This window comes from Pseudomonas sp. GW531-T4 (assembly GCF_017349615.1).
In the GTDB taxonomy this organism is placed as follows: Bacteria; Pseudomonadota; Gammaproteobacteria; order Pseudomonadales; family Pseudomonadaceae; genus Aquipseudomonas; species Aquipseudomonas chlororaphis_I.
The window spans coordinates 1-25,305 of record NZ_JACMZT010000058.1; the positions used below are offsets into that span (position 1 = coordinate 1).

General features: G+C 61.1%; 17 protein-coding genes and 1 tRNA gene. 8 read left to right on the forward strand and 10 right to left on the reverse strand.

Annotation, left to right across the window (positions count from 1 at the left end):
* Positions 1 to 223 precede the first annotated feature (223 nt).
* Positions 224 to 1,372 carry a PIN domain-containing protein gene (locus J4D28_RS28160; RefSeq protein WP_009049940.1) on the forward strand — a complete coding sequence of 383 codons (1,149 nt, stop codon included), beginning with the start codon at positions 224 to 226 and terminating at the stop codon, positions 1,370 to 1,372.
* 211 nt (positions 1,373 to 1,583) lie between these two features.
* Here J4D28_RS28160 and J4D28_RS28165 read toward each other — a convergent pair whose 3' ends face one another.
* From J4D28_RS28165 to katG, 7 genes are all read right to left on the reverse strand, one after another.
* Positions 1,584 to 1,868 (reverse strand): DUF3077 domain-containing protein, encoded by a 285-nt coding sequence (locus J4D28_RS28165; RefSeq protein WP_009049941.1) that lies wholly within the window; start codon positions 1,866 to 1,868, stop codon positions 1,584 to 1,586.
* Positions 1,869 to 2,377: 509 nt separating this feature from the next.
* Entirely contained in the window at positions 2,378 to 2,638 is a 261-nt protein-coding gene (locus J4D28_RS28170; protein WP_009049942.1) for a PAAR domain-containing protein, read from the reverse strand.
* 76 nt (positions 2,639 to 2,714) lie between these two features.
* The gene (locus J4D28_RS28175) at positions 2,715 to 3,653 is read right to left on the reverse strand and encodes a T6SS immunity protein Tli4 family protein (RefSeq protein WP_198286571.1); all 939 of its coding nucleotides are present in this window, start codon (positions 3,651 to 3,653) and stop codon (positions 2,715 to 2,717) included.
* Positions 3,654 to 3,992: 339 nt separating this feature from the next.
* The gene (locus J4D28_RS28180) at positions 3,993 to 5,600 is read right to left on the reverse strand and encodes a DUF2875 family protein (RefSeq protein ID WP_009049944.1); all 1,608 of its coding nucleotides are present in this window, start codon (positions 5,598 to 5,600) and stop codon (positions 3,993 to 3,995) included.
* Positions 5,600 to 7,774, reverse strand: a complete 2,175-nt coding sequence (locus tag J4D28_RS28185; protein ID WP_009049945.1) for a DUF3274 domain-containing protein — start codon at positions 7,772 to 7,774, stop codon at positions 5,600 to 5,602. Before J4D28_RS28185 ends, J4D28_RS28180 begins: the two co-directional genes overlap by 1 nt.
* Positions 7,775 to 7,873: 99 nt before the next feature.
* Positions 7,874 to 10,381 carry a type VI secretion system Vgr family protein gene (locus tag J4D28_RS28190; RefSeq protein WP_009049946.1) on the reverse strand — a complete coding sequence of 836 codons (2,508 nt, stop codon included), beginning with the start codon at positions 10,379 to 10,381 and terminating at the stop codon, positions 7,874 to 7,876.
* A 662-nt stretch (positions 10,382 to 11,043) separates the two neighbouring features.
* On the reverse strand, positions 11,044 to 13,254 hold the full coding sequence (gene katG / locus J4D28_RS28195; RefSeq protein WP_103331801.1) for a catalase/peroxidase HPI: 2,211 nt from the start codon (positions 13,252 to 13,254) through the stop codon (positions 11,044 to 11,046).
* A 433-nt stretch (positions 13,255 to 13,687) separates the two neighbouring features.
* Here katG and J4D28_RS28200 point away from each other — a divergent pair, with 433 nt between their 5' ends.
* The 3 genes from J4D28_RS28200 (at position 13,688) to J4D28_RS28210 (ending at position 16,879) form a co-directional block, all read left to right on the forward strand.
* The gene (locus J4D28_RS28200; RefSeq protein ID WP_038633849.1) at positions 13,688 to 14,278 is read left to right on the forward strand and encodes a hypothetical protein; all 591 of its coding nucleotides are present in this window, start codon (positions 13,688 to 13,690) and stop codon (positions 14,276 to 14,278) included.
* A 113-nt stretch (positions 14,279 to 14,391) separates the two neighbouring features.
* Positions 14,392 to 15,168: a nucleotidyltransferase domain-containing protein gene (locus J4D28_RS28205; RefSeq protein ID WP_053269548.1), complete on the forward strand. Its 777-nt coding sequence runs from the start codon at positions 14,392 to 14,394 to the stop codon at positions 15,166 to 15,168.
* Between the two features lie 181 nt (positions 15,169 to 15,349).
* Complete coding sequence (locus J4D28_RS28210; RefSeq protein WP_028682068.1) at positions 15,350 to 16,879, forward strand: DUF2235 domain-containing protein; 1,530 nt, start codon at positions 15,350 to 15,352, stop codon at positions 16,877 to 16,879.
* A 208-nt stretch (positions 16,880 to 17,087) separates the two neighbouring features.
* Here the strand turns inward: J4D28_RS28210 and J4D28_RS28215 are convergent, their stop codons facing one another.
* Positions 17,088 to 18,512 (reverse strand): MFS transporter, encoded by a 1,425-nt coding sequence (locus J4D28_RS28215; protein ID WP_028682069.1) that lies wholly within the window; start codon positions 18,510 to 18,512, stop codon positions 17,088 to 17,090.
* 140 nt (positions 18,513 to 18,652) lie between these two features.
* Here J4D28_RS28215 and J4D28_RS28220 point away from each other — a divergent pair, with 140 nt between their 5' ends.
* Positions 18,653 to 19,543 carry a LysR family transcriptional regulator gene (locus J4D28_RS28220; RefSeq protein ID WP_028682070.1) on the forward strand — a complete coding sequence of 297 codons (891 nt, stop codon included), beginning with the start codon at positions 18,653 to 18,655 and terminating at the stop codon, positions 19,541 to 19,543.
* Between the two features lie 221 nt (positions 19,544 to 19,764).
* On the opposite strand, the gene J4D28_RS28225 is transcribed toward J4D28_RS28220, so the two are convergent.
* Positions 19,765 to 21,405: a hybrid sensor histidine kinase/response regulator gene (locus J4D28_RS28225; protein WP_009049953.1), complete on the reverse strand. Its 1,641-nt coding sequence runs from the start codon at positions 21,403 to 21,405 to the stop codon at positions 19,765 to 19,767.
* A gap of 113 nt (positions 21,406 to 21,518) precedes the next feature.
* Here J4D28_RS28225 and J4D28_RS28230 point away from each other — a divergent pair, with 113 nt between their 5' ends.
* Entirely contained in the window at positions 21,519 to 22,124 is a 606-nt protein-coding gene (locus J4D28_RS28230; RefSeq protein WP_009049954.1) for a response regulator transcription factor, read from the forward strand.
* A gap of 105 nt (positions 22,125 to 22,229) precedes the next feature.
* The gene (locus J4D28_RS28235) at positions 22,230 to 22,922 is read left to right on the forward strand and encodes a glutathione S-transferase family protein (protein WP_028682071.1); all 693 of its coding nucleotides are present in this window, start codon (positions 22,230 to 22,232) and stop codon (positions 22,920 to 22,922) included.
* Between the two features lie 145 nt (positions 22,923 to 23,067).
* On the opposite strand, the gene J4D28_RS28240 is transcribed toward J4D28_RS28235, so the two are convergent.
* Positions 23,068 to 23,142 (reverse strand) — tRNA-Gln (locus J4D28_RS28240).
* A 431-nt stretch (positions 23,143 to 23,573) separates the two neighbouring features.
* Between J4D28_RS28240 and J4D28_RS28245 the strand changes: the two genes are divergently transcribed.
* On the forward strand, positions 23,574 to 25,301 hold the full coding sequence (locus J4D28_RS28245) for an amidase (protein ID WP_028682072.1): 1,728 nt from the start codon (positions 23,574 to 23,576) through the stop codon (positions 25,299 to 25,301).
* The last annotated feature ends 4 nt before the right edge of the window (positions 25,302 to 25,305 follow it).

Sequence of the window (25,305 nt, forward strand, 5' to 3'; positions counted from 1 at the left end):
CCAAAAGAAGCAATCACTCGAAGTGTCCGCAAAGCAGGCGGCAACTCATATCAATACCCCTTCGACGTCAATAAGCCGGCTAATTGTTCGTGCGGTAGGTATGAATATTTAGGTGAGTTGCAAAGCGAGCATGACAGCAAAGGTTGTAGAGCACTAAGTAAACTATCTTACATAAGCGATTATCTGGTCAGGCTCCCAAATCACTCTTGAAGGATTATCACTGATGCCGGCGTTACACTTGTTCATCGACACCAACATTTTCCTCAATTTTTACTCTTTTTCAGACGACAAGCTCGAAATCCTTGATGAGCTCATCGAACTTGCAGCGCCCGGCCAGATGACTATTCACCTGCCCAAGCAAGTCGAGAATGAGCTCAAGCGCAACCGAGAGTCGAAGCTGCAGGTCGCGATGTCTGATTTCAAGAAGGCCCAGCTTCCTACCGCCGTACCACACCATATGCGCGGAACAGAAGCTGCCAAGCAGTACGATGAAGCGGTCAAGAGCGCGGAGCAGGCTAAGAAACTCCTAATAGCAAATGCGATATCCCTCGCGCTACGTAATGAGTTGGAAGTCGATCAGAAACTCTCACGGTTATTTGAGAAAGCTTCCCGCCACCCTGAAGATAATGAGCTGTACCAGAGGGCGTTGGTACGAATGAACAAAGGGAATCCTCCTGGAAAAGCGCAGAGCATTGGAGATCGATACATCTGGGAGACGCTGTTAACTCACGTTCCCGACGGTGATCTATTCATCATCTCGAAAGATGGCGACTACGCATCCCCACTTACAATGGACAAAACTAGCCGTCCTCTCGCGTACCTCGCTGACGAATGGACTGAGTCGAAGGATGGCGGCCGTTTGACTATTTTTAGAACAATCAACGAGGTCGTGGATTACTACAAGAATCTTCAGAGTCAGCCCGACGTTGAAGATCCCCTACTTGCCGAAGCCCAGAGGGTTCCAGAAGCTCCGGAAGTGGTACTCGACGACCAAAGGCTCATCCCCGAAGTACCTGCGCCTGAGATTGAAGATGTTGTACCGCAACAGGGGGCTGTCCCTACAGTACCGCGTGACGAGGTCGAGGCTGCAATCCTGCACTTGGTGGAGAGTGGAAGTTTCATCACCACCCACTCAGCAGTTGCGAACCTGAATAGATATCTCCAACAGCTGACTAAAGAGGATGCCGAACAGCTATTTCAAGCCGCAACCGACAATAGCCAGATTCGGTGGATCATCTCGGACGAAGACGTCAATGACCTCTACCTCTCATTGGTCACTCAGTGGGTCACCGAGGTGGACCCGGGGCTTGCGGATAGCATCATTGAGTTACTGGGATTGTCTCCCGAGACGCCGGAGGAGGAGTCAATCTAGCAAGCCACACTCAATGAAGTGGCAAGTCAGTTAAATAGTCGCCCTAGGAAAACCCTAAACTACGAAACGCCCGCTGAACGATTTAGCCAATCTGTTGCATCGACTGGTTGAATCCACAGCCGAAAGCAGCCCTCCATACGATAAAACGCCACTCATCACCCACGACAAGCGGCGTTTTTCTTGGTTCCTTCAAAAGAGCCTCAAATCAAAATCAACTAACCACTCCTCCCCCACTCTCCAACCCCAAACAAACATCATCAATCACCGCCTTCCCCATCTCCGCCAGAAAGTGCGAAGCCCAGGCGTAGCGCTCGCCCTGTTCCTCCATGGCGGCGTCCAGGGCAAGTTTCTTGGCGTAGTACAGCAGGGTCGAGGCTTGTTCCAATGCTTGCTGCAAGGGGACGTCGGCGTTGACGCGGAACAGGGTTTGTTCGGGGTCGGCGCATTGGCCGAAGGTGACGAAACCCAGGGTTTTGATGGGGGTTGGCGTGTTCATAGAGCACCTCCTGCGACAGCCAGGAAGCGGGTGTTATTGAACGGATGAAGGCGAAGCGAAAGGCAGCAAAATACAGACAGATTACGGGCGTACATGGTTGAAACTCCCATATCAGAAATGAGAGCTGTCACCTTCGTTCTCAGGCGAATGGGTGGCAGCTGTGCGCAGGCTGAGAAACCGGAGATACAGGAACCCGGCAGACCCGAAGGTCTCCCACGCACAGCCGCCATAACACGAATTGGCGGGCACAAAAATGCGCCAGCAATTGTGGGCGGGCGCTTGTGCGCCTGCATCTTACCGGGTTCTCAGGCCCGATCGCTGATTTTGCAGCGACAGGGACAGACTAGGTTTTTGAGTGGTGGCGAACAACCTTAAAACCGTCGCTGTTTATGTCCATCTCTCAAGCAGTAGATCCCCACTTACGCCACCCGAAACGTCAGCAATCTGTACCCACCGAACGGTCACTACACCCTCCCCTCGGGCAGACAAAAACACCACCCTGTACCTGACTAACTCTCAGCGTCTCCTTTCGGACCGCTGGCGATCAGGCTGGCCCCACAGGCGGTTTTCATTCCATGCAGCGCCACCGGAATACCGCCAACATCCAGCAGTGCGCTGCCCTCGGAAATAGGAAACACGCCTTTACATAAAGGGCATGTGACCTTGTGCCCGACGCCGGCCATGGGTTTGCCGTTCAGGTCGGTTTGGTTGAACGCTTCAATCACAGTGCCGCCGTGACTGGTGGAATCACCGAGTCGGATGATGTCCATATCTGCTCCTTTCTTTCCGTTGCATGACCAGACACTTCTCCCTCAGCGGGCATTGTGCCTACCGAAGGATGAGTATTCAGGAACCTCCTGCATTACCGCCACGCGTAGCAGAAGACACAGGGCGCAGGCGGATGGAGTCGATGACTGTGTCCCATAGCGCCAGCGCTTCTTTGTCTGATTTGAATGGAGGCGCTGGCAGCTTGCTGCTGCTGTCGGGACTACGTTCGAGTACGCCAAGCGCGGCTGAGATGTTTGGCTCGGTGATCGAGTCATCCTTGCCCTGGGCTTCCCAGGCGAACGTATAGATGCGTTGCCCCTTGTCGGTACTGGCCAACAGGTATTCGTCGGCTGGAACCGCGCCGCCACGTTCTCTTTTGCGCAGGGTCTCGATCCCTAACACCATCCTGGCGGCACCTGCCAGGAAACCACTTGCCCGATCCAACAGGCGATCTTCTTCGGCGCCGGTGCTGGAGGTGAACTCGAAATGAGCACCGGGATAATCCGGGAAGGTCACTCCGAGATCGAACCGCTCTGTCTGAAAGTTGCTTCCGGCGATATAGGCACGATCGATACAGAATCCAGACTCAGTGGGAATTTCATTGGGCTCACGGGAGCGAAAGTTGCGGGCTAGCGTAGTAGAAATTTCTATGGCACGAAGCTCTCTATCTGCCGACACCTTTCCTGTCCATTTATAAGCACGCCATGCAGGCTGAGAAACAAGGTAGGTATCTAGAAGATATATTTCGGAAGAGACTTCCGAGGACCAAGATAACAATCCAGACGCACCCGCCCCAAAATCCAAACGACGGAGAAACATGCTGCCCTTCGAATCATGTTGCTGGCTTTTTAACTCCTGCTCACGCTGATTGATTCTGGCAGCCAAGGCCGCAGGCGTATCGTCGAGCACCTCGATATCGTCACCCCATAGGTAGTAACCCGCCCTGATTTCCGCTTGGGGCGGTAAATCGATCAGGAAGCGACCAAAGCAATGGGTGATCCATCCGGTCTTGTCCATGGCAAGGTCCCGAGGAGAAGGAAGTAATGAACAGCTGGTTATCCCAATCAGGGCTACGATGCCAAGAACAATGATGAGTTGATGCACACGCATCATGAGTCCTCTAACTGCAGGAGATCTTCGGCAGCCGATGGCAAGTCTTGGGGAAACCAGCCATTACTCCCGAGGATCTGATCGTCTCGAATGATGTACATGCCTGTTCCTTTTCCGTTGCGCTACCAGGCACTTCTCCCTCGACAGGCTTTATGCCCATCGAAGGATAAATGTCGGGTGTGAAGAGCGATGCCCCAGAGAGGCAAGTGCCCTCTGTCACAACAGGTCCTGATGTCTACATGGCTTTTACAGCTCATCCATCCAGTTGTTGTTCGGCTTCAGGTCCGCCAGGAACTCCTCCAAGGCGTAGTCCGTTTGCACGAGTGGCGGCTTGGGAGCAGATCCCTCAACAGATTTACCTTCCGGTGGTATTTGGGGGGCGGGTTCATCACTGTTGGCGGTCTGCGACATCAGCTTCACGCCAAAATGATGGTTGCCGACCGGTTTCTTGCCCGGTGTCGGTGAGGTCACACTGATGATCGTCGCCTGATCCTGACGGCGCATCGGCATGACCACGCTGGTATCGGCATTCAGGTAGCTGGCCATGGTGGCCAGGGCGATACCTACGAAGGGTGAGGCAGAGCCGGTGTCTCCCAAGCGCTGGGTGAGGTCGTAGCTCTCCCGCGAGTCGAGCAGGTCCAAAGAGCTGTGGGCAACGCTGAGCGCTGGCGAAAGTTCGGCCAGTGGCACGCTGTTCAAACCACCGTCGTAGAACAGTCGGGAAGGTTTGGGAGTGAGCGTGTCGGTAGCTTTTTTCCAGCCACTGGCCAGTTGCGTGGTCAAAGCCTCGCGCTTCAACCGTTCGCCGGTGTCCGGGCGTTGCAGCGATACAGTGACCGGGCGGTGGATTTTGGCCAGCACTGGTAAAGCATCCCATTGCTCGAAGGCGCGTTGGGTCCAGGGCTGGGGAATGAACTCCGATGGCTGGAATTCCACGGCGGGTTTGCGCCAGCCCCAACCAGTGAACTCGGGATCGATGGGATTCTTGTTGGTCTTGGTGAACTGGGCGTAGTAGCGCAGCCATTCAACGCGCTCCGGGCGACCGACGACCAAGGCAACCATTGAGTCAGTTAATTTACCGGGTTGACGTGGACCACTGCCAGCACCAAGTGTTTTCAATGGAACATCCTTACTCGATAGAGCCCCTAACATGTTGATGCCTTCGACGTTGTACACCAGCACAGCAGGAAGGTCGGGGTTACGTTCAAATAGTTGGAACAGGTTCTCTATCAAACCTTCAGGAGTGTCATTGCAAACAATACCGTCCTGCACATTGCGAATGCGGTGCCAGTGTAACCCCGCCTCCGTACGGTAACTGTTCACCATACTGGTAAGCATTTTCTGAGTTCGTTCAGGTGTAAAGCGTAGGTTTTGTGTAGCGGGGTTCCAACCACGGACCACCGTGATGGTGGGAATCGGCCATTTCTCCGGAAAGTCTCTTAACCCTAGCTCCAGGGCATCCGACTTACGCTTTTCCCAAGCCATGTCCTTATCATCACCAGTGATCGGATACTTCTTCGGATCCATGGGCAGGATACTGCCAACGTGCAGGGCTTCTGGCTGTCTCGCGCTCTGCTCTTGCAAAGTCTGCCAGGCCTGCCCCTGACGAAATACATCCAGGCTCATGCCGACGCTGAGGACGTCCAGAGTTTCCAGGCGAGGAGAGGTAGTTGGGGCGCGGTAACGAGTATCAGCGGACATAGTGGTAGCCTCCTTGGCCGAGGTATAGGCAGTCACGGGCGTGGCCGGGTTGGCAAAGCAGCGGGTAGCAGTCAGTTGGGATTGGGCTGCCTGAACCAGATGACTGGTCAGCAGCAAGCCGGTAATAGATAAATACGGGAGCATGCGGCGCATCAGACTTTCCCCCCGAAACTGATGGATTTACCCAGTTTTTTTCCACCCCAAGTCTGAGTGGCAACTAAGGAGGGCATCTCGGCCTTAACTACAATATCCGGCAATGTGCCACTCTGGCGGTACGTCACTGTGGAGTCGATCAGATTGCGATTCTTACCCTCTTCTTGAAGATAGAGTTTTTCGACTGCATCGCCTGGAAGGTCTGCGTCCAAATTGTCACTCTCACTGTTTAGCCCTCCATCGGTCCTATCCCAATCCAACCGCCAATCCGCCACACGACAGAGATACGCATAGAACGTCATATCGTCGACGCTCTCCCCCGCCCCGATGGCCACGTCATAAGCCAATATCTGCCGACTGTGCTCCGGGTTGTTCGGGATGCCCGAGTGAAAGGACTGGGCTTCTTGATACTCCTCGCTTTGCAGGCGCAACCGGGCTTCGTAAGGCGTCTCTCCGCGGGTGATCAGTACCTGACCATTGCCCAACGACCGTGCGGAAAAAACATGAGCGCGCTGAGCGGGCTCATTGATGTCGTCACGAGCCTGCTGCACGCTGGCAGTATCACGGCCACGTTTAAAAGCTACTTGTTCATCTAGCGTCTCCTGACGGGCGTACTTCGGATCCTTGGGACGCCAGGCAGACTTGATACGGAGGGACTTGTCATTACTCAGACCAATAGCCGCATCGATGGGGTCCAGCTTGTCCATGATCTGATAAACACCACTGCTTGAGTCTTCCCCTGGCGCGGTCATGGTTCCGTCGGCCGAGAAATCAGCCTTTGCCGGCACAGGCAATAGAGGAGCAGTCAACATCACACTGGTGCCCGGCTTGAAACTGGCACGCCCACTCCGGTCCAATCCTCCTAAACCGGTGTCTTCCCAGGTTTTTTCCCCTTCAAGCAGCAGAGAGTAAGAATAGGGAGGCACATGCTTGCCGATTTCTTCCTTCTGCCCATTGCGCTTGCGCAAGGTAAAGATGCGCTGGTAGAAGCGCTGCGGCAACACGGTACGTGCAGGCTGCCCATCAACGACATCCCCGATACCCTGCCAACCAATTCCCTGTACGTTGCCAAGACCCACAGTCTGATCTTGAGGCGTGAAGTAAAGGTAGGTGCATCCTCGGTTATCTCGTTCGTCAAATGAAACGGACTCTCCACGGATATTGGCTTGAGATGCTGTGCTGCCGGTCCATCCAGGCCCGCCAATAGCGCCGTAACCCTGGCAGTTTTTCAGCGCAACACTCGACAGTGCTGGAACCGGGTTCGGGGTACCCGCAATGAACTGAAGGATGCCGTTGAGGGTGGCGATACGGGCAGCTGTTGTTTGCTGCTCCAGCCATTTCTGGGTCTTTTCGTTGAAGGGTTGGAACAGGCTATAGGGCGAGTTGAGCATGATCACACCATCGGCCGGTTTTATCGTTTCATCCTTGAGAAATGCATGGGCCAGTAGGGTGAGCATCGTGCCCTGGCTATGTCCGACTATGTTGATGGTGTCATTCGGATAACGCTTGCGGATGATCTTGATCAACATGGCCAAGCGCATGGAAGCCAGCACCATGTAACGACGGCCTGCGGCCGAAAACAGCGGGTGGGTTAGGTTGCCACCAATAAAATTGAGGGGAAGGATACCGAACGGATAACCGTTAAAACCCTCGCCCCACATGTCGGGTAAATTGGTGGTGGCGTTAGCGAACTGCCCCCCCTCCTTGGTGCCGGTCTTATCCAGGCGGTTATTGTTGCGGTCCAGCCACTCACCGTGGGGCTCGGTCTTGTTAATGTATTTTTCTTCCTCGCGAAAGCCCCAATAGAATGGGATGACCACACTGCGGATGGCCCCACCATCGCTGGAAGCACTGAACTTTCGCCGGTAGTACACCGCGTCGGGGTTAGTCGCTTTACCATCATCGTCAGACGGCAGGCTGTATCCAGCCGATATCAGGTAACCCGGATTAGTGGCGCCGTTGGGCAGGGTCTGCGGCATATCCAGGCGTTCGTTCAGCCCCTGGCATAGACCACGCTCGATACGCTCATAGCAACCGGCAAGATCGTTGACCCCATGCACAACGATGGTCACGCAAGGTTTTGGCGGAGTTGCAATCAGATGCACGTCACCACCGCCAGGCAGGGTGATGGCCTTACCTGAACTGATTGTTCTCATCCGAACCGCATCATTCATTGCTGCTCTCCTTGCTTCTGCCTGGTAATCCTTCTGACCAGGCAGCTGTCTGAATTTGGGGGCCGCTACAAATCCGCTGTGCCCACCCGCTCTGGATCTTTATGCCCCAGCTTTTGAAAGCAACATGCGCACACTGGCGATGTTCATCGCATCTTTCTGCAATAACTGGGTAGCTCCCGTTGCATCGGTAGTGCCTTCGACAACCTCACCATTGGCCATGGTGATTTTGTAGGGCACATTGGGCATCGCCGATTGGCCATCGATCTGCTTGAGCATGAAACGTCGTTGGGTATCCCCCACCTTGAACTTCGGCAGCTCGGTATCGAGACTCGCGCCCCCCAGCATGCTGTGTTTGGCAGCTTTGACGGTAAAGTTGCCCGGCATGCCCAGCTCGATATTGCCGCCCTTGAGAGTGACGTAAGCGCCACCACACATCAGGGTGATGTGTTCCTTGGCAGAGACCAATACATGCTGGTTGCTTGCACTGACCTCCACACTCTGGTCCGCCTCCAGGCGGATGTTGTTCTTCTGCGCCTGCAATAGCATCAGCCCCTGATGGGTGATGTGGCGCATCTCGCCACTTTGCGCAAACAAACCGAGGTCAGTGCCAGCGTTGACCACGAACTTCTGTCCCGAGGTCAGTTGCTGGTTCTGCTGGGCCACGCTGTCGATATGCTCGCCAGCCGCCAACGTGACGCTGTTAGGAGACGCCACAGCAATACCAGCCTGACCGCTCAGGGCGATGGCAGGTTTACCACCATTGGTTTTGCCTGACTCGTCGTTGGCGCCATGCCCCAGATCGCGAACCGCTTCACTGAGGGTTTTCTGAGGATCGGTGTCGTGATCGATGCCCTGATTATCGGCGGCATAGTCACCCAGGCCCTTGGCCAGTTGCAGAGCTGCCTCCAGCACTTGAATGACCGTTCCACGGTCAAGGTGACCACCGCCGGCATTCAACTGCTCTTCAGTGCTGAGCAACAGCCCCTTGGCCGCTCGCAACGCACCATGCTCGTCGGTACGCAACTCGAAGCCTTCACCCCGTGGCGCACCACCGTCGGGGCGTGGGTGGGTCAGATACCCCAGGTGCAGCGCGGTACTGCCGTGATCGCTCATCAGCGCGGCACTGATCTCTTTGGTGGTGTCGTCGATGCGCAGTTCGTTGGCGCGGCTGCCTTTGTATTCCTTGCTCTTGATGGTGCTGAGGATCTTGTGATTCGGCAGTTGGTACGGTGGCATGTTGCTCGCACGGTAAGTGCGGCCCGTGATGATCGGTTGGTCACAGTCGCCATCGAGGTAGTCGACTATGACTTCCTGGCCAATTCGCGGGATCGCCATATGGCCCCAGTCAGCACCGGCCCAGTTCTGCGAGACCCGGATCCAGCAGGAGCTGAACTCGTTGTCCTTGCCTTCCCGGTCCCAGGGGAACTGAACCTTTACCCGGCCAAACTCGTCGGTGTGGATCTCCTCGCCTTCCGGCCCCACCACGCTGGCGATCTGCGGCCCGTCGATACGGGGCCTGGGCAGAGGTACCGGGCGCCACTCCATCTGTTCGGGAATGATCTCGGCGGTGAAGTCGTAGCTCACGCCCATTTCAGCGTCGGCGGACTCTTCTTGCTGGCTGGCGTGCTGCACGCCTCTATGGGTGATTCGGACTGACCGCCACCAGCGGTTGAAGTCTCCCCTGGGGTGGCCGGTCAGTTGGAAGGAAAGGCCTGGAATCAGGCGCGGATCGTCACCTTCGACCATTGCGACCTGGGCATCTCGACGGTGACCGCGCAGGCGGTTTTCAGTGAAGGGCTTACCTGCTGCGCTGGCCTTGTAGCGTCCTGGATAGTCGTAGCGTTCATAGTGTGGGGCCTGGTGTTCCAGGTCCTCGCCGACCAGGCGCTGTTGCTGGTTGAACGCGGGACGCTTGAAGGTGTAGTCGCGCTGAGTCTGTTCGGCCGTGCGGACGTTTTCCGTGTAGCTGAACGCGTACAGCACAGGCCGTTCGGCGTCTCCAGCCGGCTGCGTGCTGTACAGCACCGGCTCACCCTGGATGCGTTCCTGAACGTAGAGCTTGTCGCTCTGGATCAGCCTGTGAGAAGTCGCGTCGGATTTGAAGTAGTAGAACAAACCTTCTTCCGTAGAAAGCCGGTCGAACCAGTAAAGGTCGGTGTCCCCCGCCTGGGTACAGTATTCGCGAGGCAGGTGCTCGGTATGGGTGTTCTGCTGATAGTCCAGGATGCCATGTTCGGCCAACACCGACTTGAGTATTTCGGGCACGCTTTTCTGCTGAAAGATGCGCCAATTGGAACTCAGGCCAAGCCGGGCAAGCTGCGGCTCGACCACCACGCGGTAGCGGGTACGCCGAAAGCCGGTTTTGCCCTGGGTGAAGCTGGAGACCAAACCGTGGACATGGCGGACAGCCGTGGAGCCTTGCCAGATAGTCAGCAACGCCGGCTGATCGAGGACCTGGGCAAAATCGATGGAGGGGTGGTCACTGGCCAGTTCGAGCGTCAGCCGATAAGGCTCGCTAATGACTTCTTCCAGGGTGAACTCTACGACCTCGAACTCCATCCGGCCGGACAGCACGGAGAAGGTGAATCTCAAATCCCTTTGACGCATATGACTCATCCTTGGTCAACGTATTGAGGCATCCAGATGCCAAGCCTCAACCACACCTTGTGATACCTGGACTGACAGCTGAATCGGATCTGGAGATGACTCAATGATCCAGCCGTATTGGCCTGCCCGGGCAACTCGTCAGGGCAGCAGCCTATTTGCAAAAACTCGCACGGGTCAACCTTGGACCAGATAGATGGCACACTGCCTTCACCCTCTCGAAGCCGGACTTCAGTACCCTCTGCCTCGTCCCCCCGAACAACTCTGCGCGGGGTATGACCGTCACATGAGCTGTCCCAATACCAGGCTCATCACCATAGCCAAAGAGACAAGGGAGTGGGTGTAGGAATTATCCAAAATTGCAGTAAGGGAACTTGATCCTGATCATCTCGAATGCACTTGAGCAGCCAGAGGAGGAGCAGGCTATCGATGCCCGCGAAGGAGAAGCGGATATGCCATCCCCCTTCTCGAAATGCCCAGGCAGTCTCCATCTGGCGAACAGTCACTGTGCCTTCCCCGTCGGCAGACAAAAAAACGCCTCCACAATGGGAGGCGTCATGGTTCTTCAGTCACACCGAATGGCTTATGCAGCTTCTACTCCGAGCCTGAAGCCCCAACCTGAACACTTAGGTCGGGGTTGTCACTTCCAGGCCTCGAAACCGCCCTCACCTCAAATCAAACCGATCCAGATTCATCACCTTGATCCAGGCCGCGACAAAGTCCTTCACAAACTGCTCCTGCGCATCCGTGCTGGCGTAGACCTCGGCCAATGCCCGTAGTTGGGCGTTGGAGCCGAAGACCAGGTCGACGCGGGTGCCGGTCCATTTGACTTGGCCGGTCTTGCGGTCGCGGGCTTCGAACTCTTGCTGGGCGTCGGACAGCGGTTTCCATTCCACACCCATGTCCAGCAGGTTGACGAAGAAGTCGTTGGTCAGCGCACCCGGGCGCAGGGTGAAGACGCCGTGGGGGGTGTGGCCGACGTTGATGTCGAGCACGCGCAGGCCGCCGATCAGCGCGGTCATTTCCGGTGCGGTGAGGGTCAGCAGTTGCGCCTTGTCCACCAGCAGGGCCTCGGCGGGTACGCGGTAGTGGCCCTTGAGGTAGTTACGGAAACCATCGGCGATGGGTTCGAGGTGAGCGAAGGACTGGACGTCCGTCTGTTCCTGGCTCGCATCCGTGCGGCCCGGGGTGAACGGCACGCTGATATTGAGCCCGGCATTTTTCGCCGCCAGTTCGATGCCGGCGCTGCCGGCCAGCACGATCAGGTCGGCCAGGGAGATTTTCTTGCCGCCGGTTTGTGCGCTGTTGAAGTCGCGCTGAATGTCTTCCAGGGTTTGCAGCACCGTCGCCAGTTGCGTTGGCTGGTTGGCTGGCCAGTCCTTCTGCGGGGCCAGGCGCAGGCGCCCGCCATTGGCGCCGCCGCGTTTGTCGGAGCCACGAAAACTGGAGGCCGCCGCCCAGGCGGTGGACACCAGTTGGGACACCGACAGGCCCGAGGCCAGCAGCTTGCTCTTGAGGGTGGCGACATCGCCGTGGTTGACCAGGGGGTGGTCGACTGCCGGGACCGGGTCTTGCCACAGCAGTTCCTCGTTGGGCATTTCCGGGCCCAGGTAGCGCGAGAGCGGGCCCATGTCGCGGTGGATCAGCTTGTACCAGGCGCGGGCGAAAGCATCGGCCAACTGGTCCGGGTTGGCCAGGAAGCGCCGCGAGATCTTTTCGTAGACCGGGTCGAAGCGCAGCGACAGGTCGGTGGTCAGCATAGTCGGGCTGCGCCGCTTGGACGGGTCGTGGGCATCGGGGATGGTGCCGGCGCCCGCGCCGTTTTTCGGCGTCCACTGGTGCGCTCCCGCCGGGCTCTTGGTCAGTTCCCACTCGAAGCCGAACAGGTTTTCCAGGTAGTTGTTGCTCCAGCGGGTGGGCGTGGTGGTCCAGGTCACTTCCAGGCCGCTGGTGATGGCATCGGCGCCCTTGCCGGTGCCGAAGGTGCTTTTCCAGCCCAGGCCCTGCAGCTCCAGGCCAGCGGCTTCGGGCTCAGGGCCGACATTGCTGGCGGGCCCGGCACCGTGGGTCTTGCCGAAGGCATGGCCGCCGGCAATCAGGGCGACAGTTTCTTCATCGTTCATCGCCATGCGGGCGAAGGTTTCGCGGATGTCCACCGCCGCCGCGACCGGGTCCGGGTTGCCTTCGGGGCCTTCAGGGTTCACATAGATCAGGCCCATCTGCACCGCGGCCAGCGGATTCTCCAGGTTGCGCCCCGGCTCGGCGGCGGGGGCTCCCGGCCCCTTGCCATAGCGGGTGTCGCCCCCCAGCCAAGTGCTTTCGGCGCCCCAGTAGACATCCTCATCCGGCTCCCAGGCGTCCGGGCGACCACCGGAAAAACCGAAGGTCTTGAAGCCCATGGATTCCAGCGCGACGTTGCCGGTGAGGACGATCAGGTCGGCCCAGGAAATGTTGCGGCCGTACTTCTGCTTGATCGGCCACAGCAGGCGCCGCGCCTTGTCCAGGCTGACGTTGTCCGGCCAGCTGTTGAGCGGTGCGAAACGCTGCTGGCCGGAACCGGCGCCGCCACGCCCGTCACCGGTGCGGTAGGTGCCGGCGCTGTGCCAGGCCATGCGGATGAACAGCGGCCCATAGTGGCCGAAGTCGGCGGGCCACCAGTCCTGGGAGTCGGTCATCAGCGCATGCAGGTCTTGTTTCAGGGCCTGGAAGTCCAGGCTTTTGAAGGCTTCGGCGTAGTTGAAGTCCTCGCCCATGGGGTCGGACAGGGACGAGTGCTGGTGCAGGATCTTCAGGTTCAGTTGGTTCGGCCACCAGTCGCGGTTGGTTACACCACCGCCGGCGGCGTGGTTGAACGGGCATTTCGATTCGTTTGCCATGAGGAGCTACCTTTGGTCGTATTCATCCAGCTATCCGGCCCGGGCGGGCGCTGAATAGCGACAGGCGAAAGCAATGACATAGGTTGCAGGGCTCACAGTTCGCTCAACTGACGGTTGTGGCCACAGGCTGCTGGAGAGCGGCAAGCAAGTTGCCAGGACGGTGGCCCACGGTAAGCCCGGTACGCTTCTGACTCGTTCTTCGTTATCTCTTGATCAGGTCTCATCCGGCCGGCTCATGCCAGCGCTGAATTAAGGCTAGACCCTCTGTGGCGGATCGCTAATAGCCGGACTATTGCTTGTTGATAGGAACAAGCTTTTACCCGGCCTGCGCAGTTGAAGCCAATGATAGGGACAGCGCCTGCGGGGTCGCCTGCTTTCCGGCGCCTGGCGCGTTTTCGTCACGCCCCAAGCCTGCCCAGCACGGGAGAAGACCATGAACCAGCGCCCGCGTTGCACGGCCATCCACGAAGCCGGCCACGCCTTGGCCTTTTGGTGGAACGGTCAGCCGATCGCCCGTGTCAGCGTGCGTACCAGGGCCGAAGCTGCCGCTGGTCCGATGCTCGATCTGCGCGGTAACCCGCGCTATGTAGAGGGGTTGGTGGAGGCCGATTACCTGGTCCCACGCCCCGCCTTCGATGCCCCGGGGATCGCCGAATACCTGCCGTCGATGGTCGAGTCCATCGAGCGCGACCTGCTGCATTGCTTTGCCGGCCCGGTGGCCGAAGCGATCTACCGCCACGGCCGATCCGACAAGCTGATAAAAGGCAGCGGCCGTGGCGACCTGAGCCGCGGTCACGAGTTGATCAGCCTATTGCCGCCACGCAAGCTGCTCGACGCCGAATCCCGGGCCATGGCCCGCGCCAGTTGCCTGGTGCATCGCTACTGGCCGGCGGTCGGCGCGGTGGCGGACCTGCTGCAAGAACGCGGCACGGTCGAGGGGCAAACCATCAGCGCCCTGCTGTGCGCGATCAGCGGCGAGTCGCCGGCGCCACTGGGTAACGATCTGGCGAGCCTCGACCCGTGACGGCGTGGCGCTGAACCGCGCCGGCTTGCGCGATCCGTGAAGTCAGCCAGACTGTCTGCCAACCGCCCGCCTGGCCGGGCTGCTTTCATCGCCATCCTCCCATCGAGATCACCATGTCGCAGTACCCAGGCGTCGACGCCGAAGGTTTTATCCAGTCCCTGCCCGACCAGCCGTTGCAACCGGCGTTCAGCCCTCTGGTGGATGAGCTGTGCGCAATGCTCTCGCGGCGTTTTCCGGCGCTGCTCGACGGCCTGTACCTGTACGGCAGCGTGGCCCGTGGCGATGCGCGGCCGGGCACTTCCGACCTGGATGTGACCCTGGTCCTGGCCTGGGCGCCGAGCCCCGAGGAACGCCAGCGGCTGGAGGAGACTCGGCAAGCGCTGGAGGCGCGGCACCCGGAGGTGTCGAAGATCGATTTCGACATCGGCGTGCTCAGCGAGGTGCTGGCGCCCGACAATCGCTACCGCTGGGGTTTCTGGCTCAAGCATCAGTGCCGCTGCATCTGGGGCAATGACCTGGGGCTGCGCTTCGAACCCTTCCGCCCGAGCCGCACCATCGCCCTGGCGCTGAATGGCGACTTCCCCCAGGTGCTGGAAGGCTACGCGCAGCAGCTGGAACAAAGCCGCGAACCTTTACAGCAACAACGCCTGCAACGGGCCGCGGCGCGCAAGGCGCTACGCTCGGCCAACCTGCTGCGCGGCGAGCTGGAACGCGGCTGGCCGACCACCCTGGAGGAGCATGCGCAGCTGCTGTCGGCAGCCGAACCGGGGATGGCCGAGTACGCCGCGTTCTTCCTCAAGCAGGCCTATGTGCCCCAGGGTTCGGTGAGTGAGTTCGTGCAGCGGCTGCGGGCCTACAGTGCGTTGCTGGTGGGGGAAAGCGCGGGTTGACCCCTGGCCCGCCCGCCCCAAGCAGGGCGCTGGCGTCGCTCTGGGGAACCTGATCCCGACCCACTGATGGCATTTTGATTACCTTCAGCTAGGTTCACTTGAGCAGCCAGCGGAGCGCGCTCATCGGCCTCGATCGGCTGCATTGCCACGCCATCCGTATCCGGTCATGGAGACCTTCGATATGCGCATAGCCCTTCTGTTGAGCCTCGCCCTCCTGGCAGCCTGTTCCACCTCACAGCACAGCGCGATCAACCTGCAAACCACACAAACCCTGGACCACAAGCTACTGGCAAAAGCCCGAATATCCCCCCAGGCGGCAAAGACACCAGACTGTAAGGATTACGACGCCAAAGCCGCCGAGGGCATCGAAGACGGCTATCGCAAAGTCCGCAAACGCTGGCAACTAATCAACAAGTGCCTGTATAGCGACCAAGGCCCCAGAAAACTGGTGGTGCTGCTCGATGGCACCGAAAACACCAAAAAGGACAACACCAATATCTGGCGCATGTACAACCAGGCGCTCGAACAGGCCAATAGCGGAGCCAGGGTCATTCCCTATTACGACAAGGGCGTGGCCACCAGCATTACCACTCCCTTCGGTGCCCTGTTCGGCAGCGGGGTCAGCCTGAATATCCGCCAGGCCTACCGCTTTCTGATCGAGGCTTACCGGCCCGGCGACGAGATCTATATCTTCGGGTTCAGCCGGGGAGCCTTCACCGCACGTTCGTTGAACGGTTTTATCGAAGTCGCCGGCCTGCCCAGCAACCTGAAGGCCGATTACTGGGACAACAGCCTCCTGTGGGGCTGGACCGGCCATATGCACGATGTGGTCGAAGACATGTACGACATCTACAAGTCACGCAACGATGGTGTACCCGGCTTCGATGACACGCTGCGCAAGCGCCTGAAGAACTATCAAGACGCCAACGGCATCCGGGTCTACGGAGACGACCCGGCTAAAAAAGACGAAAAAAAGGTCGTGGTCAAAGTCATCGGGGTATTCGACACCGTGCCGGCAGTGGGCACCAACCTCAAGGAAGAGCCCGACGAACACCGCCTGGAGCTGTATGCCGAGCGCGGTTATCACGCCATGTCCCTGGATGAACAACGAGCGTCGTTCCGCCTGCTGCGTTTCGGCCTGCAGCAATCGAAGTCACAGGTACTGGAAGAGGTGTGGTTTGCCGGCGCGCATGCCGATGTGGGGGGCGGTTACCTGAATGACCCGGATACCGCCAGGTGCGGTGAAAGCCCTTATGCCAAGGGCGGCCAGGGGTTGGAAACCATCCCCCTGCGCTGGATGCTGAAAAACCTCGAGAGCGACGGCATATTCGCCAACAGCACGAGCTGGCCAGCCGAGTGCATCGGCGGTCCGCTGCATGATGAATTCCATGATGCCAAATACGTGATCAGCTCCGCCTACAAGGAAGCCGGGCTGATTCGCCGCAAACCGGTGGAACGAGACAAGGTCCATGCCAGCGTGTTCCAGAGGATGGATATCCCGCGGTTGGCGGCGCCTCATCCACTGCGTGAGCCCAAGTCTCGCTACGACCCGATCAATCTGGGTTACGCCCGCCGCGAACGCTGCCAGAACGACAATCTGGAGCGCAACTACACCATTGTCGGCACCTACAAGCCCAATTGCCCAACCACCAACGGCACCGTCAGGAAAGGCGCCAACAACGACGCGGTGAACGTCGAGAGCGCCCAATAAAACCGCCGGACCAGGAACAGCCCGCGATTGTCCCGCGCAATCGCGGGCCTCTCCCCGCCTCGCCTCTGTAGGAGCGAGGCTTGCCCGCGATAGGGCCATTACATGCAACCCACCTCTTGCGTCGAACCGGAGTCCGTCTTCGCGGGCAAGCCTCGCTCCTACAGAAGATGTTTGCGGTGGTCAGGCTTTTGCTGATGCTGCCTCCTGGCTAAGCCGTCGAATCCACCGTCCGCCCTCCACGCAGCTGGCTGGCCAGCGCAATAGACAACGCCATGACCAGCAGCCCCGCGGCCAGGGCGAAGGTGAAGCCCATACCACTGGCGACGGCCTCGGCGCTTGCCGTGCTGAGGTCGCCGGCCACCGCGGCGAACACCGCGCCCATCAGCGAGGCACCGGTGATCAGCCCGAGGTTGCGCGACAGGTTGAGCAGGCCGGAGATCACGCCGCGCTGCTCCCCGCCCACCTCACTCATCACCGCAGTGTTGTTGGCAGTCTGAAACGTCGCATACCCCAGGGTGATGACAACGATGGGCCCCAGGTAGCCGCCAATGCCCAGGTTCACGGGTAGCAACGCCAGCATCAAACAGCCAAGGATCATGGCGCCGAGGCCGGCGAGGATCATCGGTCGCGTGCCAAAACGATCGGCGATACGTCCGGCCGGCACGCCGCTCAGCGCGGTGACGCAGGGGCCAAGCGACATCGCCAGACCCACCCCGAGCGCCTCCAACCCGAGCCCGTGGGCCAGGTAAAAAGGCCCGACCACCAGCGTCGCCATCATCACCGTCGAGACCAGCGCGCTCATGGCCAGGCTGCCGCTCAAGGCCGCGTCGCGAAACAGCCCCAGGCGTATCAGCGGCGCGGCCACCCGCGCCTCCACCCAGACAAACAGGCCAGCCGCCACCAGCGCCATCGCCAGCAACCCAGCGTTGAGCAGGCCGAAATGGCCGCGGCCCAGGGTCATGGCCAGCCCGTAGGCCAGCAGCGTGAGAGCCAGCAGCAAGCTGCCCAGGGGGTCGAAAGCGCCTCGTTCAAGGGTCCGCGCCTGAGTACCAACCGACAGATACCGATAAGCCAACACCCAGGTCAGCCCGCCCAACGGCACACAGACCAGGAACAGCGCCTGCCAGCCGAACCCGGCGATCAACACCCCGCCCAGGGACGGGCCGAGGACGGTGCCGATCGCCGACATCGTGCCCAGCAGGCCCATGGCGCTGCCGGTGCGGGCCTTGCTGACCGTCGCGCCGACCAGGGCCAGGGTCAGCGCCATCATGATCGCCGCGCCGACACCCTGCAGCGCCCGGGCGCCGATCAGCATCCCCAGCGTCGGGGCGACGGCACAGAGTATGGAGGCAAGGGTGAACAGCAGGATCCCGACCAGCAGCAGGCGCCGCCGTCCCAACAGATCGCCGAGCCGGCCGACGCTGACAATCAGCGCGGTCATCGCCAGCAGGTAGGCCAGGACCACCCACTGCACCTGCTGGAAGCTCGCCCCGAACGCCTGCACCAGGGTCGGCAAGCCGACGTTGGCGATGCTGGTGCCCAGCGACGCCAGCAACATCGACAGCGACAGGCTGGCCAGCGCCCAGCCGACTGATACCGCTTCCGGTTCTGCTCCGGCATTGACTGGCTTCACGTTGCACTCCCTCTCTGACCCGCGCGAAACGGCGCTGTCGCCAATCTAGCCCGCGGTCTAACATGGCGGAAGGCGCAGCCTTTGCAGGTTATTCGTGCATCTGACGCCATCTCACTTCTACGCCAGACGGGGCCGCCGCCATGTCCACACCCGATCTCAATCTGCTGATCACCCTTGACGTGCTGCTCGCCGAAGGCAGCGTGGCGCGCGCCGCCCAACGCCTGCGGCTGAGCCCGTCGGCGATGAGCCGGGCCCTGGCGCGCCTGCGCGAAACCACCGGCGACCCGCTGCTGGTACGCGCCGGCCGCGGCCTGGTGCCGACACCGCGTGCCCTGGAGTTGCGCGAGCGGGTCGGCCACCTGGTTCAGGACGCCGAAGCCATGCTGCGCCCCGTCGAACGGCTCGACCTGCAGCGCCTGGTACACACCTTCACCCTGCGCAGCAGCGACGGTTTCGTCGAAAACTTCGGCCCGGCCCTGGTCGCTCGCCTGCGCGCCGAAGCCCCTGGGGTGCGCCTGCATTTCCTGCAGAAAACCAGCAAGGACAGCACAGCCCTGCGCGACGGCACGGTCGACCTCGACACCGGCGTGGTAGACGCCAACGCCAGCCCGGAAATCCACACCCGCGCGCTGTTCCGCGATCGTTTTATTGGCGTGGTGCGCAACGGCCATCCGCTGAGCCGCGGGCCGATCAGCGCCGCCCGTTACGCTGCCGGCGAGCATGTGCTGGTATCGCGCCAGGGCCCAGGTCGCGGGCTGGTGGACGACACATTGCAGGCGGTGGGCCTGGCGCGTGATATCGCCACCGTCGTTGGCGGTTTCTCCGCCGCCCTGGCGCTGGTCCGCGCCTCGGACCTGATCGCCGCCGTCCCCGAACGCCACACCCACAACCTGCGTAGCGGCCTGCACAGCTTCGCCCTGCCGGTAGCCACGCCGGAAATCACCGTGTCCATGCTCTGGCACCCGCGAATGAACAGCGACCCGGCGCATCGCTGGCTGCGCGACTGTGTGCGGGAGGTGTGTGGGGAGTGAAGCAATTCGGCAAACGCCATCACTTGGGCGCTGAAGTACTTGTTGATCAGCACCATTCAGTTGGTCGCCCTGGGCCGAACATCGGCATTGGCAAGCAGCAACGCCGGCTGACCTGCAAACCACCGCGACCCAAGACTGCCTCTGCAAGCGATAAGCCCTGCGCCTGCGGCCGCGCCCTTGTCCTGGCAAGGGACGCGGCCGGGGCTCGCTGAGCCGCGCCATCACGCCTCGGGCATGACCCCCGCCACCGATGCCGACGCAGACTGCTGGCGCAGAGCACGCAAGCTGCCGCGCAGTTCGGCCGGCCGCACCGGCTTGGACAGGATGGCGATATTGCGGTCGTGCAACGCGGCCTGGATCTTCTCGACTTCATGCCCGGTGAGGATCAGCGCCGGCACCGCCCAGCCGCGCTGCCGGCGCAGGCTGTCGATGCACTCGATGCCCGTGGCGTGGTTGCCCAGGTCATAGTCGGCGACGATGATGTCGCAGTCGCTGACCAGATCCTTACCGGAAAGCTCGGCCTGGACCACACAGCCCCAGCGCTCGAGCAAGGCCGAGGTGGCCAGCAGCACATTGCGATCATCCTCCACCAGGCACACTTTCAAGCCAGTCAACAGCCCCGCCTGACGCGCCTCGTCGAGGCTCGCCGCCTGCAACTGCGGTGGCGCCAGGGGCAACCCGTACAGGCTCACCGCGGTGCCGTGGCCAAGCCGCGAACGGATCGCCACCTCGAGCCCCATCAACTGCCCCAGGCGCTTGACGATGGACAGGCCCAGGCCCACGCCTTCGACGTCCTTGTCCCGTTGCTCGCGCACCCGGTAGAACTCCTCGAACAGGTTCGGCAGATGCTCCTCGGCAATCCCCCGGCCCCGGTCATAGATGACGATGGCCAGCCCCGCGCCGCGCTTGCGCACGCCGATCAGCACCGGTCGCCGCGCCGCGTACTTGAAGCAGTTGGACAGCACGTTCTGGACCATGGTGGCGAGCAGCGCCGGGTCTGCCCGGACCCAGTGCGAACAAGGGCGCAGGCGCATCTCGACCCCGGCCCAGCGCGCGGCTTCGGCGTTCTGCCGCAGCTGGTCGGCAAGGAATTCGCCCAGGTGCAGGGCCTGGTAACTCGGTTGCACCCGTCCGTTGTCCAGGGTGTAGAGGTCGAGGATCGAGCGGAACAGCTGCGAGACGTTGAGCAGCGAACGGTCGATGTTGTCCACCAGGCGCCGCTCCTCGTCGCCCAGGCGCGCCTCGCGCAGGCAGGCGGTGAACAGGCCGATGGAATGGATCGGCTGGCGCAGGTCGTGGCTGGCCTGGGCGAGAAAACGCGACTTTTCCAGGTTGGCGGCAATCGCCTCCTCCGACGCCTTGCGCGTGCGTTCCAGCAAGATATGGGCGTAGATCGGGATCACCGTGCTGGTGATCAACAGCATCAGCACCATGAAGGGTTGCGCCTGCCACAGCGGCGTCAGGCGATAGATGGCCAGCAGTGCCACCAACGCCAGGACCGTGGCAATCGCCAGGTAACGCGAACCAAAGCGCATGCCGTTGCCCAGGTTGACCCAGACCATCACCGCGTACAGCGGCAGCGCCGCTTCCCCGCCGACCACCAGGCCGAACGAAGTCCCGGTGTAGTCATAGACCATGCCCAGGACCCGCCGCGCCGGATAATGCCCGGGCCAGCGCACGATGGCCTGGCGCAAGACAATCGACAGCAGCAGGAACAGGACGATATAGATCACGATCGGCAGGTAGGTATCGAGCCGCTGCCCGGGCAGGAAACCCAGCACGCTGATATAGGCCAAGGCGCAGCTGCCCACGATGGTGCGCAGGTTGGCCTGGTCGAGCTCGGTGTTTTTTTCGAATTTCATGGGGAACATCCTTGTCCGGCAGTCGTCGTACCCAGCACGAATCACGGGCAGTTGCCTGACCCGCTGCTAAAGTAGCAGCCTCAAGGAAAGCTCGACCCAAGGAGAGTCACCCCATGGCATGCCGGATTATCATAGCCGACGATCACCCGCTGTTTCGCGAGGGCATGTTGCGCACGGTCCAGCGACTGCTGCCGGACGCGCGGATCGAACAGGCCGGCGACCTGGACACCGTACTCGCCCTGACCCAGGCCGGCGACGAGCTGGACACGCTGATCCTCGACCTGCGTTTTCCGGGCCTGACCTGCGTCAGCCAGTTGGCCGAACTGCGCAAGCAACTGCCGCGCACCACCCTGATCGTGGTGTCGATGGTCGATGACCAGGCGCTGATCGGCGAGGTCATGGCCGCCGGCGTCGACGGTTTTATCGGCAAGAACATCGCCCCGGACGAGATCGGCCAGGCCGTCCTGGCCATTCGCGAAGGCGAGGTGCTGGTCAAGTTCGCCCCTTCCGGCCTGCTGCCCCTGGGCACCGGCGCCACCCTGACCACGCGCCAGCTCGAGGTGCTGCGCCTGATCGCCCAGGGCAAGACCAACAAGGAAATCGCCCGCGAACTGGAGATCTCGCCCTTCACCGTGCGCATCCATGTGTCTTCGCTGCTGCGCATCCTCAACGTGCCGTCGCGGGCCGCGGCGGCGGTGAAATATTCCGGGGGGTTGTAGCCCGGCTCGTCGCCTGCCAGCGCGTTGCCATTCAGGCAGGCCGATACTGTGTGGGTTGCCCTGCTGGCACGTCGTGCGCCCCACACTTCACCGAGGAACCGGAAAATGCCGCTGACCCTGTATTTCCATCCGCTGTCGTCGTTCTGCCACAAGGTGCTGATCGCCCTGTACGAACACGGCATCGCCTTTGAAAAGCGCATCATCGATCTCGCCAACGACGCCGACCGGGCCGAGCTGCAAAGCCTGTGGCCGCTGGGCAAGTTCCCGGTCATCCGCGATCACGCCCGGCAGCGCGATGTGCCGGAATCGAGCGTGATCATCGAGTATCTGGATCGGTTTTATAGGGGCCGGCAGCCGTTGATTCCCGAGGATTGGGAGAGTGCGCTGGAGGTCCGGCTGTGGGACCGTTTTTTCGATTGCCATGTCCAGGGGCCGATGCAGCGGATAGTCGCCGATCGCTTGTATGGCACCAACGGCGACCTGAGCCGGGAACGCGCGGCCCTGCTGAGCGCATATGCCATGCTCGAACGGCGCCTGGCCTCAAGGACCTGGGTGGCCAGCCCGGATTTCAGCCTGGCCGACTGCGCCGCCGCCCCGGCGTTGTTCTATGCCAGTACGCTGGTGGCCTTTGCCGACGACCATCGCCACCTGAGCGCCTATTTCGAGCGGCTGATACAGCGGCCTTCGTTCCAACGGGTCATCGACGAAGCCCGCCCCTACTTTGTCCATTACCCCTTCTCCGAGGCCATCCCGCAGCGCTTTCGCCAGCAGTCGGGCAAGGGCGAGTCGATGGAGTGATCCGGGCACAGGAAAACGGGCCGCTTGAGCATCCACACGGATTCCGGGGCATTACGGGAGCGTTTGATAAAAACAGAAGGATGGAGTGTTTCGGGAGGACTCGCCTCATGCCTGGCGGCTGAGGGGTACCTGGATGGGTAAGAGATGGCAGGGGCGGCTGGATTCGAACCAACGCATGGCAGGATCAAAACCTGCTGCCTTACCGCTTGGCGACGCCCCTATCTCTGCTATTGCCTGCTCTCGCTGCAAGGCCCGTGGGAGGACCTCTGCAAGAACGCGCGGAAATTTATCAACTTTTTCGTCGTCTGTGAAGCCACAAATGCATAAATTTGTTTTTAAAACAGCTACTTACTTTTTGGGGCCTGACTGAGGTAAAAACCGCCGATGCCTGGGGGCCCCTACACGACGGGCGCCAGACACCGATCAACAGCCAACAACGACGGCGAAGCGTTTAGCGATTCCCCCGCCGGCAACTTGGTGCAAAATACCCCGTTCAGGTTGTAGCCCAGCCCCAGTCGCGTCGTGCCGCGCAACGAGAACCGATATGAACACCCATTGTGAGATAAGCGATGTGCCCAAGCCGCCCAACCCCCAGCGCCAGTGTGATGGCAACCTTCACCACATCACCCATCAGCAGCCGGCGGTAACAGCATGATCGAAGTCACCGAGGTTTCCATTGCCCAACTGCGCGCCGCGCTCGAATCTGGCCAGACCACGGCGGTCGAACTGGTCCAGGCCTATCTGGCCAGGATCGATGCCTACGACGGCCCCGACACCCCCACCGCCCTCAACGCGGTGGTGGTGCGCAACCCCGACGCCCTCAAGGAAGCCCAGGCCTCCGATGCCCGCCGGGCCAGGGGCGAAACCCTGGGTCCGCTCGATGGCATTCCCTACACGGCCAAGGACAGCTACCTGGTCAAGGGCCTCACCGCGGCCTCCGGCAGCCCTGCCTTCGCCAAGCTGATCGCCTATCGCGATGCCTTCACCATCGAACGGCTGCGCGCCGCCGGAGCGATCTGCCTGGGCAAGACCAATATGCCGCCGATGGCCAACGGCGGCATGCAACGCGGGGTCTATGGCCGCGCGGAAAGCCCGTACAACGCCGACTACCTCACCGCGCCCTTCGCCTCGGGTTCGTCGAACGGCGCGGGTACCGCCACCGCCGCCAGCTTCGCCGCCTTCGGCCTGGCGGAAGAAACCTGGTCGAGCGGCCGCGGCCCGGCCTCGAACAATGGTTTGTGTGCCTACACCCCTTCGCGCGGGGTGATCTCGGTGCGCGGCAACTGGCCGCTGACCCCGACCATGGACGTGGTGGTGCCCTATGCCCGGACCATGGCCGACCTGCTCGAAGTGCTCGACGTGGTGGTCGCCGAAGACCCGGACACCCGCGGCGATCTGTGGCGCCTGCAACCCTGGGTGCCGATTCCCAGCGTGGCCTCGGTGCGCCCGGCGTCCTATCGGGAACTGGCCGCCACCGGCAGCGCCCTGGCCGGCAAACGCTTCGGTGTGCCGCGCATGTACATCAACGCCGACCCCGAGGCAGGCACCAGCGAAGCACCGGGGATCGGTGGCCCGACCGGGCAACGCATCCACACCCGCCCTTCGGTGATCGGCCTCTGGCAGCAGGCGCGCCAGGCGCTGGAAGCCGCCGGCGCCGAAGTGCTCGAAGTGGATTTCCCCCTGGTGTCCAATTGCGAGGGCGACCGCCCCGGCGCGCCGACGGTGTTCAACCGCGGCCTGGTGTCCAAGGAGTTCCTGCATCACGAGTTGTGGGACCTGACCGCCTGGGCCTTCGATGACTTCCTGCGGGCCAACGGCGACCCGCAACTCAACCGCCTGGTGGACGTCGACGGCCCGCTGATTTTCCCTCACGACCCCGGCACCCTGCCCAACCGCGAAGGCGACCTGGCCGCCGGCATGGACGAGTACGTGAAGATGGCCGAGCGCGGCATCACCCCCTGGGATCAGATCCCTACCGTGCCCGACGGCCTGCGCGGCCTGGAGCGAACCCGGAAGATCGATCTGGAAGACTGGATGGACACGCTGGGGCTCGATGCGGTGATCTTCCCCACCGTGGCCGACGTCGGCCCGGCGAATGCCGATGTCGACCCCGCGTCGGCGGATATCGCCTGGAGCAACGGCGTCTGGGTGGCCAACGGCAACCTCGCCATCCGCCACCTGGGCGTGCCCACGGTCACCGTGCCGATGGGCGTCATGCCGGACATCGGCATGCCCATCGGCCTGACCTTCGCAGGCCGCGCCTACGACGACTCGAACCTGCTGCGCCTGGCGGCAGCCTACGAGTCCACCGGCAGCAAACGCCTGATCCCGCCGCGGACTCCGGCGTTGGTGGACAGTAAACAGGTGGCTGGTCAGTAATGGA